Annotated in this window: 12 protein-coding genes; 2 read left to right on the top strand and 10 right to left on the bottom strand. The window is 48.8% G+C overall.

Going from position 1 to position 13,665, the window contains the following annotated elements; all coding sequences use genetic code 11:
- Positions 1-88: 88 nt before the first annotated feature.
- The 10 genes from iolJ to iolA all read right to left on the bottom strand — a co-directional run bounded on the left by iolJ (position 89) and on the right by iolA (position 11,365).
- The gene (gene iolJ / locus QRX25_RS19125; protein ID WP_065982733.1) at positions 89-961 is read right to left on the bottom strand and encodes a 6-phospho-5-dehydro-2-deoxy-D-gluconate aldolase; all 873 of its coding nucleotides are present in this window, start codon (positions 959-961) and stop codon (positions 89-91) included.
- A gap of 2 nt (positions 962-963) precedes the next feature.
- Positions 964-1,806: a 2-keto-myo-inositol isomerase gene (gene iolI, locus QRX25_RS19130; RefSeq protein ID WP_065982734.1), complete on the bottom strand. Its 843-nt coding sequence runs from the start codon at positions 1,804-1,806 to the stop codon at positions 964-966.
- Positions 1,807-1,893: 87 nt separating this feature from the next.
- A complete protein-coding gene (locus QRX25_RS19135; RefSeq protein WP_065982735.1) occupies positions 1,894-2,763 on the bottom strand; it encodes a sugar phosphate isomerase/epimerase family protein in 870 nt (289 codons plus the stop codon).
- A 19-nt stretch (positions 2,764-2,782) separates the two neighbouring features.
- Positions 2,783-3,817 carry a bifunctional inositol 2-dehydrogenase/D-chiro-inositol 1-dehydrogenase gene (gene iolG / locus QRX25_RS19140; RefSeq protein WP_065982736.1) on the bottom strand — a complete coding sequence of 345 codons (1,035 nt, stop codon included), beginning with the start codon at positions 3,815-3,817 and terminating at the stop codon, positions 2,783-2,785.
- Positions 3,818-3,839: 22 nt separating this feature from the next.
- A complete protein-coding gene (iolF, locus tag QRX25_RS19145; protein WP_065982737.1) occupies positions 3,840-5,135 on the bottom strand; it encodes a myo-inositol transporter IolF in 1,296 nt (431 codons plus the stop codon).
- Between the two features lie 12 nt (positions 5,136-5,147).
- Positions 5,148-6,044, bottom strand: a complete 897-nt coding sequence (gene iolE, locus QRX25_RS19150; protein ID WP_065982738.1) for a myo-inosose-2 dehydratase — start codon at positions 6,042-6,044, stop codon at positions 5,148-5,150.
- 15 nt (positions 6,045-6,059) lie between these two features.
- Positions 6,060-7,973 carry a 3D-(3,5/4)-trihydroxycyclohexane-1,2-dione acylhydrolase (decyclizing) gene (gene iolD, locus QRX25_RS19155; RefSeq protein WP_115996412.1) on the bottom strand — a complete coding sequence of 638 codons (1,914 nt, stop codon included), beginning with the start codon at positions 7,971-7,973 and terminating at the stop codon, positions 6,060-6,062.
- A gap of 23 nt (positions 7,974-7,996) precedes the next feature.
- On the bottom strand, positions 7,997-8,989 hold the full coding sequence (gene iolC / locus QRX25_RS19160) for a 5-dehydro-2-deoxygluconokinase (RefSeq protein WP_115996410.1): 993 nt from the start codon (positions 8,987-8,989) through the stop codon (positions 7,997-7,999).
- A 23-nt stretch (positions 8,990-9,012) separates the two neighbouring features.
- The gene (gene iolB, locus QRX25_RS19165) at positions 9,013-9,828 is read right to left on the bottom strand and encodes a 5-deoxy-glucuronate isomerase (protein WP_115996409.1); all 816 of its coding nucleotides are present in this window, start codon (positions 9,826-9,828) and stop codon (positions 9,013-9,015) included.
- A 73-nt stretch (positions 9,829-9,901) separates the two neighbouring features.
- A complete protein-coding gene (gene iolA / locus QRX25_RS19170) occupies positions 9,902-11,365 on the bottom strand; it encodes a methylmalonate-semialdehyde dehydrogenase (RefSeq protein ID WP_115996407.1) in 1,464 nt (487 codons plus the stop codon).
- A 444-nt stretch (positions 11,366-11,809) separates the two neighbouring features.
- Here iolA and QRX25_RS19175 point away from each other — a divergent pair, with 444 nt between their 5' ends.
- Both QRX25_RS19175 and QRX25_RS19180 read left to right on the top strand, forming a co-directional pair.
- The gene (locus tag QRX25_RS19175) at positions 11,810-12,565 is read left to right on the top strand and encodes a DeoR/GlpR family DNA-binding transcription regulator (protein ID WP_115996405.1); all 756 of its coding nucleotides are present in this window, start codon (positions 11,810-11,812) and stop codon (positions 12,563-12,565) included.
- Between the two features lie 77 nt (positions 12,566-12,642).
- A complete protein-coding gene (locus QRX25_RS19180; RefSeq protein WP_115996403.1) occupies positions 12,643-13,575 on the top strand; it encodes an aldo/keto reductase in 933 nt (310 codons plus the stop codon).
- The last annotated feature ends 90 nt before the right edge of the window (positions 13,576-13,665 follow it).

Below are 13,665 nucleotides of genomic sequence, written 5' to 3' on the forward strand. Positions count from 1 at the left end.
TTACGATGCTGCCATCATCATAATCGTTTCTGGCGTACGGACGCAACACCGCACAAAAAAACCGCCATTCCGGCGGTTTCCGGTCTCATCAGCCGGCCTGCTGTTTTACAGCTTTACCGGCTGATCCGAACTCTCTCATTTTGTTTCGCACTGTCTCTTCCACGGCTACGATGCCGGGTGTCATATAGCCGCGCGGTTCGTACAGATCGCTTTGTTCCTGAAACATGCGGCGTGTTTCGTCTGTCCAGGCTACCATACATTCCGTATTGATATTGATCTTCGCGTGGCCGAGCGTGATGGCTTTTTGGATCTGATCCTGCGGAATTCCGGATGCTCCGTGAAGAACGAGAGGAATATCAGTCATGCGGGAGATTTCCTCCATTTCCTTAAATCCGAGATTCGGTTCACCCTGATATTTGCCGTGGACGGAGCCGAGGGCGGCGGCCAGCGCGTCGATATTGGCTGCTTTGACGATCCGCTCACATTCCGTGATATCGGCATAGCGGACTCCGCCGACCAGCCCGTCTTCCATGCCGCCGACCGTGCCGACTTCGGCTTCTACTGACACACCGTGCTTTGCGGCATAATCGGTGACTTCTTTTGTCATTGCGATATTCTCGTCAATCGGCGCATGGGAGCCGTCAATCATCACTGAGCTGAATCCGGCGTCAATGGCCTGTCTGCAGCGTTCCGCACTGCTTCCGTGATCAAGATGGAGCACGACGGGAACGGTAATCGCCATTTCCTCGATTAACGCGCTTACCATGGCGGCAATCGTTTTAAAGCCGCCTAAATAATCGACCAGCCGATCAGATGCCGCGGCGATGACCGGCGATTGCTCCTTTTGCGCCGCTTGCAGAATCGCTTTTGTCCATTGCAGGCCGTTTATATTAAACTGACCGACTGCATAATGCTCCCGTTTCGCTTCTGCAAGAAGATGTTTCATGGTGACAAAAGCCATGTTCACGCCTCCTTCATGAAGTATTTTGATACGACGGCTTCCGTTGTTTCTTTTGCCGTTTTGATCGTTTCCTCCGCGGTCAGCTTATAATATTCAGGTCTGAACAGCTCTACGGAGACAACATCATTGAATCCGATTTCTCTTAGTGCTGACAGATGGGCGTCTAAGTCAATCGCCCCCTGCCCCGGCCAGACGCGGTCTTCATCCGTTAAAAAACCGATCGGAAAATCTTCTGTATCGTCAATATGATAGATGAAAATTTTCTTTCCGTCCGCCTGCTTCAGGCTCTCAATATTGGAGCCCATCGCATGGAAATGAAAGCTGTCAAACACAAGCCCGACATTATCCCGGCCGACAGCGTCCACGATGTCATACGCCTGTTCAAATGTATTGACCGTGCATTGCGGGTGGCCGACAAATTCAAGGGCGATGTTTACGCCGTACGGCTCCGCGATATCAGAAAGCTCAGTCAGCACCTTGATGCTGCTCTTTTTGATCTCTTCTTTTAAGATTTTCCGCTCTGTGACAAGCGGTACGGCCACCACATATTTCACGCCGAGTGTTTTGCAGGTTTCCATCATGCTTTTGAATTCTGAAATGATCTCCCGATAGCCCTTTTCGTCACGATTGTTGAAGAAAACCAATGCGTTCAGCGCAAGCGGTTTAATGTGATGGGTTTGAAAATATTCCGCCAGATCGGCCAGTGAATGGTCTTTTAAATATTCCGGCAGCTTATCCATTGTGCGGATTTCAATATAATCATAGCCGTGCTTTTCGCACAGCTCTAAATCCTGTTTCAGGTTTGAATTCTCCAACGTTGTCGCTTCATTAAAGCAAAGTTTCATGTCAGCCTCTCCCATTCGCGTATTAGATATGAAGGGAGTCCGGCTGAAGGGCTTTTTTGCCCCGTCCCGCCGAACTCCATACTCAGCTTACGCCATACCTAATTCTTCTTTTAATTTCTTAAGCATGAAGCGGCTTGATTCATCCGCTCTTTCGCCGACCCAAGCAAAAACGGCATTCGTCGCAATTCCGTCGAACTTCATCTCTCTCATCTTTTTGAAAATCGTATCAAAATCAACCTCGCCTTGACCAATGTCCAAATGCTGGTGAACCGTTACTTTCGCGTCAGGCGGATTGACGATGTAGCGAAGGCCATGAGCCGCTTTATGATTATAGGTATCAGCAAATAAAACATGTGTGAGGCGGTCGCCGGCTTCGTCAAACATGGTCTCGATGTCGCCTCTGCCGTCATCATAGAAGAACGTGTGCGCAGTCGAGTAGACAAGATTGATCCAATCCTTGTCAAGCGCGCGGATCATATCCATCGCACCTTTATGCGTCTCGATAAAATCATACGGGTGGGCCTGCAGATTGAGTTTGACGCCTTCTTTTTCAAAGACGGGCAGCAGCTCATCCATGGATTTGATAAATTTTTCTTCACTTGTTAACGGATCATATTTTGAACCGCTGAATTCGCTGTTCATCAAATCCACTTCAAGTTCAACCGCAATTTCGATCGCCCGTTTCCAGTTGCGCACGGCTGCCTGGCGGCGGTCTTCATCAGGACCCGCCCAATGGTAAAGCGGAAGAAGAGAGGACAGCTTCACGCCTGTATCCTTTAAAAGGCGCTTCAATTGTTTGATCTTTGCTGAATCGACTTTCGGATATTTATAGAAAGGACAAAAATCCTCGCGCGGTGACAGTTCGATATATTCATAACCGAGCTCCGCCGTTTTATAGACCATTTCTTCTAACGTTAAATCATCACGGTACATGGATGGATCCAAGGCCAGTTTCATTTCTTTCACTCCCGCTCTATTATTTGTTCACAGTCGTAAATGATTGATAGAATGCCGGTTTCTCTTGGAGCGCCACAGGCTCTTTCCGGCCGGATTCCTGAGCTTTTACGCACGCGTCAGTCGTCACGGCGGCGATGTAACCGTCCCATGCCGTCGGACCGCTGACTTCGCCTTTTTTCCGGATCGAATCAATGAAGTCTTGAATTTCCACATCATATGCAGCCACAAATCGGCGCTGCCAATCCATCAGAATATCAGTGCTGAATGTCCCTTCTTTTCTCAAGCTGATGCTGGATGGTTCCGGGAGCTTGATGATGCCGTCTTCTCCGACGATTTCACATTGAATATCGTAGCCGTATTTACAGTTCACATAGATTTCGGCATTGATGACGATACCGCCTTTTGTTTCAATAATGACCATCTGCGGATCTTTCAGATGCGGCAGCGCATTTTTTGATTTCTTCGGATAGATGACCTGTACGGATTCATAGTCGTCATTGACGAGCCAGTGAAGGACATCGATTTCATGAACGAGCGTATCGACAACGGCCATGTCTGTTGAATAATTCGGTGCGACCGTCGGATTGCGATGCGCACAGTGAATCATCAGCGGCTCGCCGACCACACGGTTGTCGATCGCTTCTTTCAGCTGAACGTAACCGCTGTCATATCTTCGCATGAAGCCTACCTGCACCAATCGGCGTCCCGTCTTCATTTCTTCTTCGACGATGCGCATACAGCCTTCTGCCGTTGTCGCTAGCGGCTTTTCACAAAAAACGTATTTGCCGTGATGAATCGCTTTCAAAACGCTGGACTCGTGAGCCGGGCCCCAGCTTGTCACTAAGACGGCGTCCACATTCGCAGCAGCGAGGAGGCTGTCGTCATCAGGATAAACGGAGGCGTTCAAATTGAAATCCTGAACGGTCTGCTGTGCAGCCTCCTGATTCACATCCGTTACAGCGGTAATTTCCGCTCCGGACAGCTTATTTGTGATGCGGTTGATGTGCTCTTTTCCGATAGCACCGGTTCCGATAACACCTATACGTAAATTCATTGATCGCCACTCCTTCTGATAATCAAATGATTGTTTTCGTCTTTCTTTTCTCGCTGCCGTCCTGAGGAGCACCGTAGAGTTCCTCCTGAATCTGTTCAAGCGACTTGCCGGACGTATTCGGTGCGAAGACAAGCCCGATGACCATACTGGCCGTCACGCATATGAGCAGAATACCTGCCATAACACCGATGCCGAACTGTGTCATGATAACCGGCACAAATAAACTCCAAATTCCGATTGAAATACGGACCAGAAAGAACATGAGCCCTTGTGCCGACGCCCTGTGCTCCGTCGGGAACAGCTCGCTTGCCCACAGCTGGTAGTTCGCCTGCTGGCCGGCTCCGTTATTGATGCCGATCGCGAGGACAAACAAAAGCAGAACCGGAAGCCCCTGAAACGGCAGTAAAAACAGCGACCAGCCGACAACAGCCATAAATGCGCAGATTCCGAACACCGTTTTCCGATATTTATCAGCAAAAGGCATGAAGATCCAAGCGACGCCGAGCCCGGTGAAAATAAACAGAGCCATCTGCAGAATGTTAGCCGTATTTGCGGATACGCCGCCGACCTGCTGATAGATGTACGGCATAAAGAATCCCATGACTCCCGCGGCAAGATTCCATACGAGAAACACACCCATTAAAAACAAAATATTCTTAAAAAATTTCGGCTGAAGCAGGTCAAAATAAGATGTTTTTTTCACGGCGGCAGGCCGGTCTTCACTGTTTTTCCAGGCATCTGATTCAGGTAAACGCTTTCTTATCGTATATGTGATAAGGGCGATCACCAATAGATGCGCAAAAACAATTTTATTTCCTAAAAGCCCAAGGTCACCAACCAGTACGGATAACAGCAGGACCACAACGGCTCCGGCGGCCCATGCCACCTGCGCCACCCCGCAATGCCTCGCCCGGTTTTTCTCAGGGGCGTTTTCCGCGATAATGGTCCATGATGCCGTAATATCCGCGCCTACAGAAATCCCGATAATCGTGTATCCGCATAACAGCATAGGAAAGTTGAATCCAAACAAAACCAAACAAATTCCTAAGGCGTAAACGAGCATACTGTTTGTATATACCGCTTTCCGTCCGACCTTATCAGCCAAATATCCGCCAAGCAGCGCTCCGATGGCCGCTGATATGGCGTTTGCACTGAAGGCGCCAAGCAATCCGATCTGGCTGTCGGACAGCTTCAAATAGCTGACCCACATGGATAAACCCGCTGATCCTGCCACGATGGAACCTGCATCAATGTAATTTGCTAATGCTGCGGCGATGGTCCTTTTGCTGAAAGCTGATTCCGCCTTGGCACTATTCATATAAGTCCCCCTCTAATTTGCAGGATCAAGCAGTTCTTTGTCGATATACTTTCTCGCAATCAGCGCGTACTCAAGCGGATTGGCGACTGCCGGGTCTTGTTCGGCTTCAATGACGATCCAGCCTGAATAATCATGACGGATGAGCGTTCGGTACACTTCGGTGAAATCGATGCATCCGTCTCCGGGAACCGTAAAAATGCCCTGTAAAAACGACTGCCTGAATGACTTGCCTTCCTTTCTGCACAGCTCCATAATGTCAAACCGTGCATCCTTGAAATGAACGTGTCTGATCCGTTCCATATGCTTATTCAGAATCGTCATGTAATCTCCGTCCGAGATATAAGCGTGGCCTGTATCATAAAGCAAATGGACATACCGGGGATCCGTCCCTTCCATCAGCCGGTCAACTTCTTCCGCCGTCTGAACGCCTGTACCGAGATGGTGATGAAACGTGAGGTCAAGCCCGTGTTCATCGGCGATTTTCCCAAGGCGGTTCAAGCCTTGGCACAGCGTATCCCATTCTTCATCTGAGAAGTGCGGTTTTTTCTTAAAAACATCAATGTCCAAACCCTGAACACTGTACGTCTGTTCAGAAACGATGGCGACATCCGCCCCGACTTTTTGCAAATAGTCACAGTGTTCTGTAAATTGTTCGGCTGTTTTTTCAATTCCGTCTTGAATGATAAAGCTGCTGAACCATTTTCCCGCAATCCGCAAGTTCCGGAGAGCCAGCTCCTTATTCAGGACGGAGGGTTCAGGGAAAAACCCTCCCACTTCCGTACCTTGGAAACCGGCGACAACAATATCGCTTAACAAATGCTGCAGCGTATTCCCGGCTCCGATTTCCGGCATATCGTCATTGCGCCATCCAATGGGAGCGATGCCCCACAGAATATCTTGTTTGCCCATCGTGATGCCTCCCCTCTAGTACTGCTTCGCAGACTTCAGCTTCGTCTCTTTCGCTTCGTATGCCCGTTGGACGCTTTCCTGCTCAGACACTTCCGCTACACCGACATGCCACCAGCTGTCATAGCCGTCCGTCATCGTTTTCGGCAGAACCTTCATCTCAATTAACGTGGATACGTCCTGCGTTTTCGCATCTTCAAGCGCCGCTTTCAGCTCTTCAACCGTATTGGCTCTGTATGTTTTGGCGCCGTAGCCCTCTGCCACCTTCGCGTAATCAATGTTTAAAATCTGATTGTCCTCTGTGCGGAACTCACAGAAATAACTGCCGCTGCCGTGATCCATCTGCAGGTTGTTGATACAGCCGAATCCGGAGTTATCAAAAAGCAGGACATTGATTTTTTTGTTATATTGAAGCGCCGTAATCAGCTCTGAGTGCAGCATCAGAAAACTTCCGTCGCCGACGAGTGAATAGACTTCTTTGTCCGGGTGGGCCAGCTTGAGGCCGAGCGTGCCTGATACCTCGTATCCCATGCAGGAATAGCCGTACTCCAGATGGTACGTATTCGGGACATTGGAATGCCACAGCCGTTGCAGATCTCCAGGAAGAGACCCTGCCGAACTGATGACGACACTGTCTTCAGGAATCGTGTCATTGATCGTCAGAAGCGCCGTTGTTTGCGCCAGCTCAGTCTCGAGCGCGTCGGCATACTCGTTTAACACGTCCTGTGAAAAATGGTTCTTAATTTCCGGTTTGAACGCGTCACGTGTAAAAGTGACTTTGCCGAGCCGGTCCCGTTCAGCCAGCCATTCATTTTTCCAGTCTTTAATCGCCGTGCCGAATGCACTTTTATATCCGTCCAATAAGCCGTGCAGCCTGCCGAGCGTCACTTTCGCATCGGCTACGACCTGAAACGCGTCAAGCTTATAAGCCTGCATGCGGCTGACATTGATATTCAAGAATGTTGCTTTGTCAAAATCAAACGCCGTTTTGGAGGATGTCGCAAAGTCCGTGTACCGTGTGCCGACACCGATGATAAGATCAGCCTGGCGGGCGGCTTTGTTTGCGGCAAGTGTGCCCGTGATGCCCATGCCGCCCAGATTGTTGGCGAAGTCAGCTTCAACCGTTGACTTGCCGGCCTGCGTTTCCACAAGCGGAATGCCGTATGTTTCAGAAAGCGCGATCAATTCCTCACGCGCGCCGGAATACTTTGCACCGCCGCCCACTAAAATGACGGGGCGGCTGCTCTCTTTAATTCTTTCCGCGGCGCCTTTCAGCTCACGCTCGCTCGGCTGCATCCGATCAATATAATGAACGCGTTTTGCAAAGAAGCTTTCTTCAAAATCATATGCTTCTCCCTCTACATCCTGAGAAATGCAGATTGTCGCCGGACCCGCCTTTGCCGGATCTGTCATTACTTCAAATGCCCGGATTAAGCTGCTCATCAGCTGCTCGGGGCGGGTAATGCGGTCCCAGTAGCGGGACACGGGCTTTAACGCATCGTTTGTCGTGACGGCGGCACTGTATTCCTGCTCCACCTGCTGAAGCACCGGGTCAGGCTGCCTCGTCGCAAAGGTGTCGGCCGGAAGCAGCAGCACCGGAATATTGTTAGCCAGCGCCGTGCCCGCGGCAGCCGTCAAATTAGCGGCACCCGGTCCGACTGATGTTGATACCGCGTAAATTTTCCTTCTCAGCATCTGCTTGCTGTATGCCATTGCGGCATGCGCCATGCCTTGTTCGTTTTTGCCTTGATAGACTTTCAGGTGCCCTGCGTCCTGCTCAAGCGCCTGCCCGATCCCTAACACATTTCCGTGGCCGAAAATCGTGAAGATGCCCTCAACGAACGGCTCTTCTTTTCCGTCAACATGAATGTACTGCCGGTTTAAGAATTTAATCAGCGCTTGTGCTGTCGTTAAGCGAATTGTCTTGCCCACAAACGATCCCACCTTTTATCGTTCTATTTACCATTCAGACTGTGCTGTGCTTCAATCAGTTCGATGATTTCATCGGCAGCCGGCATTGCTTCTGAGGAGCTGTGTTTACTGACGACGATGGAAGCGGAAGCGCTCCCGTATTTTAATGCCGTTTCAATATCCCGGCCGCTGACAAGTCCGTAGATGAAGGCGGACGCATAGGAATCACCCGCTCCGAACGTCTTCAGCACCTTTGTTTGATAGGCATGCGCCCGAAAGATTTCTCCCGATCTGCTGTATGCGTATGACCCGTCAACGCCGTGCTTGATGACGACAAGATCAGCAGAGTGCGCAAACAAATGGCGGACGGTTTCATCGTTAATTCCGCCGCTGCGGTTCTCCATCACGTCAAATTCGTCACGCGTCCCGATGACGATATCGGATTGTTCCGCCACCAGCGAGTAGTACACGGCTGTTTCTTCTGCCGATTGCCATGTATACGGGCGATAGTCCAGCTCAAAAACGACTTTTACGTCATGCTTTTTTGCGATATGCACCGCTTTTAAGACGGCTTCGCGCGACGGGCTTTTCGCAAGCGCCGTACCAGAAACGAGCAGCATTTTCGCGTTTGCGATGTAGCCTTCATTGACTTCGGACGGCTCAAGATACAAATCCGCCACGTCATCCCGGTACATGAGAATGCTGCACTCTTCAGGACTGAGAATTTCCGTAAAAGCGAGTCCGGCTTTATGCCCGTCTCTGTCAACGACCATTTGTGACGTATCAACGCCCTTTCCCTTCATATAGGAAACGATGAATCTGCCGTGCTGATCGTCCGGGATTTTGCCGATAAAACCGGTTTTTAATCCGAGCTTGGCGCTGCCGATCGCAATATTTGCCGGAGAGCCGCCGACATATTTTGAAAACGTCATCGTCTCTTCCATCGGGCGATTGTATTCCGCCGCGTTCAAATCAATACACGCGCGCCCGATCGCGACAATATCAAACTCTCTTTCTTCATTAAACGTATATTTCATCGTTATCTGCCACTCCTCACTTGTTAGCGTTCCAGAATCCACTCATGGGCCGGATCATTATGAAACTTCCATTTGCGTGTCGGTCCCGCCATTACATTCAGGTAGTAAGAGGTATACCCATCCGGAACACCAACCGGGTGATAGCCCGCCGGCACGATGACAACGTTTTCATTTTCTGCGGTCATCGTCTCGTCAATCGAACGGTCGTCCGTGTATACACGCTGGAAAACAAAGCCCTGCGGCGGGTCCATTTCATGGTAATAAGTTTCTTCTAAGAAGGATTCAGCCGGCAGATTGTCTTGGTCATGTTTGTGCGGCGGGTAGCTCGACCAGTTGCCGCTGTCCGTGTAAACTTCAACAACGAGAAGGCTGTTTGCCGATGGATCTGAATCGGGGAGAATGTTATGAACGGTTCGTTTGTTTGCCAGCTTGCCGCGATGTTCCACACCGTTGTCTTCCGCTTTTATCAGCTTTGTCGGAAGCTGGTGTTCGGACGGAGAATAGCACAGCGCAACCCTCGCCCCGCTGACAGCTGTGATCTCAAAAGAGCGGTCATTAGACACATAAACGCTGTCCGTTGGTTTTCTTTCAAATACGCTTTCACGGGTGCCGATGCTTTCAAATGTCTGTTCATGATCAGTGACGGTGATTTTCCCCGTTACCGCAACAATGCAGCACTCCGTCTTTTTTAAATCTTCTGTATATTTTGATCCGGGAGCGAGGTCGACGACTTTAAATCCGACGTATTTGAGGTCTGAATTAGATGAAGTGACTTCATGTATGATGTTCACGCCTTGAGAAATCTCATCGGCCTTCGGTTTTCGCAGCAAATGACTCATGTTTATTCCTCCTTAATTGATGGTAAAAGGAAACCCGGACGGGATATCAAAGCCGTCCGGGCCGGCTGTCAGATCAATTGAAGTCAGGAGACGGGTATCGTGCCGTCACGACTTTTTTACGTGTATAGAAGTCGACGCTGTCTTTTCCGTTAGCGTGCAATGTGCCGAAGAAAGAAGACTTCCAGCCCGAGAATGGGAAGAATGCCATCGGCGCCGGCACGCCTAAATTGATGCCGAGCATTCCCGCATCTATATTCTCACGGAAGTAGCGGATTGCGTTCGCGTTTGAAGTAAACAGGCACGCGCCGTTTGCAAATTCAGACTGGTTGGCGATGTCAACCGCTTCTTTTAGGTTTTTCACGCGGATGACCGACAGAACGGGCGCAAAAATTTCATCTTTCCAGATCGTCATATCCGTCGTCACGTTATCAAAAATCGTCGGCCCGACGAAATAGCCGTCTTCCGTTACGTTTTCACGGCCGTCACAAAGGAGTCTCGCTCCTTCTTCGATGCCTTTTTCAATATAGCTGTGCGTGCGCTTTTTGTTGTCCTCGCGGATGACCGGGCCTAAGAACACGCCGTCATCCAGTCCGTTTCCGATCTTGATGTCTGCGGCCTTTTCCTGTAATTTCGCCATAAACTCATCGGCGATTCCCTCTTCAACCGTCACAACCGCGCATGCCATGCAGCGCTCGCCAGCAGAACCGAATGCCGCACCGATAATATTTGTGACCGTATCTTCAAGATGGGCGTCATTCAGCACGATCGTATGATTTTTCGCACCCGTTAACGCCTGAACGCGTTTCAGATGTTCGCTGCCTTTTTTGAAGACATACTCGCCGACAGGCTTTGAACCGACGAATGAGATGGCTTTAATATCAGGATGCTCAAGAATGCCGTTTACCACATCATGCGCACCGTGCACGACATTGAAGACGCCTTTTGGCAGCCCGGCCTGTTCAAACAGCTCTGCCAGTTTTTCCGTTAACAGCGGCGTGCGCTCAGACGGCTTCAGAATGAACGTATTTCCTAAAGAAATCGCCATCGGGAACATCCAGCACGGAACCATCATGGGGAAGTTGAATGGTGCGATACCGCCGACCACCCCGATCGGATAGCGGTAGTTCGCCGCTTCTACATCCGTTGCGATAGAGGCAAGTGAATCGCCCATCATGAGTGAGGGCGCGCCCGCTGCGAATTCAACGTTTTCAATTCCGCGTCCCACTTCGCCGAGTGCTTCTGTCGTGTTTTTACCGTTTTCCAAAGTGATCAGACGGGCAAGCTCTTCTTTGTTCTGCTGGAGAAGCTGCTGATAGTTAAATAGAATTCTCGCACGGCGCGGCACTGCCGTCTTTGACCATGTTTTAAACGCTTCTGACGCTGACCGGACGGCGTATTCCACATCCTCCCGCGTAGAAATCGGAACTTGGCACATCACTTCTTTTGTAGCCGGATTGACAACGTCTTCATATTGATCTGTTTTACTTTCAACCCATTCACCATTGATGTAGTTTTTCAGTTTTCTGATCTCTGCCATTCTCATTGCCTCCTTAAATAGTAAACATCCTGTTCAGCCGGGTGATAACGGATGAATATATTCATCTTTTACATACAAAAGACATGAATTAAACGCTTACAAATGCTAAAATGATGGTGATTCCCAATCTTCCCGTGTAAAAGTTGGTCATGTACCATAAAAAGCAAACGGTTACACCTTTCACTTTTGATTTTACAGGTTATATTTTGGTCATTTCTTGGTTACATTGTAAGCCCATCACACCTCCAAGTCAATCTAAAAAATCAAAATTTTTTCATTATTTTTATTATACTTATTTTGAGCCGGGAAACAGGAACTTGGAGAACAATGTCGAATCGTACGGGATGATCCATCTTTTTTATCATTTGTTAAGTAACTATTGATTAACTCTTGGTGTTTATTATATATTTTAATTACTTTAAGAATTCTAGAAGGAGTTTTTTTATGAAACTGATGCGGATTCAGGAGATGGAAGAATACATTCTCAAACACGGAGCCACTTCGCTGGATGAACTGTGCGAGGTATTCAACGTCTCTAAAAACACGGTCAGACGGGATATTAATAAGCTTGCGGAAAAAGGGGTTATCAAAAAGGTATACGGCGGCGTGACATCAGCCGAAAAATCTGTGCTCGTCCCTTTTGAAAACCGCACCATTCAACATCAGGATGAAAAAATCAAAATCGCCCGCTATGCGTCACAGTTTATCGAGGATCACGATCTTGTGTTTATTGATTCCGGCACGACGACAAAATCGATGCTGGAGACGCTTGACCCCGATAAGAATGTGACGGTTTTGACGAACAGTCTTGATATTATTAACGCCGCTTCATCCATGAAAAATATCGACCTGATCATCATCGGCAATAACTACAAGCGGAAGACAAGGTCGTTTGTCGGAATTGATGATCCGAGCACACTCAATAAATACAACATTAACAAAGCGTTCATGTCCGCTACCGGGACAACGATCACCCATGGCCTGACGAATTCCGACTTACTGGAATACGAGGTGAAAAAGAAAATTTCTGAAAAGGCGAACGAAGTGTATCTGCTCGCGGATCATTCTAAATTCGGCAAATCCACACTTCTGACATACGCGCCGTTCGACCGTCTTCACAGCATCGTCACTTCTCAGCAGCTTGATGAGGAATATACGAAGTATTGCCAAGAGCACCAAATCGACATTCACTTGGCATAGCGTTATAGTTAATAGAGAACGCTGCCGTCATTTTCCGGCAGGCGCTATGATATCGTATTTTTTCAGGAGGCGAAAACATGAGCAAAGTAACAATCGGCAAAACTGACTTAAAGGTATTTCCGATCGGTTTGGGAACAAATGCGGTCGGCGGACACAATCTCTATCCGAATCTGAATGAAGAAACGGGAAAAGAATTGGTTCGGGAAGCGATTAAAAGCGGCGTTACCATGTTAGATACCGCCTATATTTACGGTGTGGGCCGTTCTGAAGAATTAATCGGCGAGGTGCTGAAAGAGTTTAACCGTGAGGATGTCTTCATCGCCACAAAAGCCGCGCACAGAAAAGAAGGCGATGACTTCGTTTTCGACAACTCACCGGCCTTTTTGAAACAATCAGTCGAAGACAGCCTGAAACGCCTGCAGACTGATTACATTGATTTATTCTACATCCATTTTCCGGATGAGGACACTCCGAAGGACGAAGCCGTCCAAGCCTTGAATGAGATGAAAAAAGAAGGGAAAATCCGTTCCATCGGCGTCTCCAATTTCTCTCTGGAGCAGCTGAAAGAAGCCAATAAAGACGGCTTAGTCGATGTGATTCAGGGGGAATACAACCTGCTGAACCGTGAGGCTGAAAAGACGTTCTTCCCTTATACGACAGAACACAATATTTCATTCATTCCGTACTTTCCGCTCGTTTCCGGACTGCTGGCCGGCAAATACGACGAGAACACAACCTTCCCTGAAGGCGATCTGCGTAATGATCAGGCTCATTTCCAAGGGGAGCAGTTTAAAGAAAACATCAAAAAAGTCAACCAGCTCAAACCGATTGCCGAAAAGCACAATGCCGACACGGCGCATATCGTGCTTGCCTGGTATTTGGCAAGACCTGAAATTGACATCCTGATTCCGGGCGCCAAACGTGCGGATCAATTAAAAGACAATATGAAAGCAGCCTCCATTACGCTTTCTGCTGAAGAAATCGCGTTTATCGACAAGCTGTTTTCATAAGTAAAACACGCCTTTTAAAAGGCGTGTTTTTTTATGTTTATATTTTTTTCACAGGGGAATGAAATAGTTATCTAAATAAACTATTATGCG

The sequence above is a fragment of the Bacillus sp. L381 genome, from assembly GCF_030284525.1.
Classification (GTDB): Bacteria; Bacillota; Bacilli; order Bacillales; family Bacillaceae; genus Bacillus; species Bacillus amyloliquefaciens.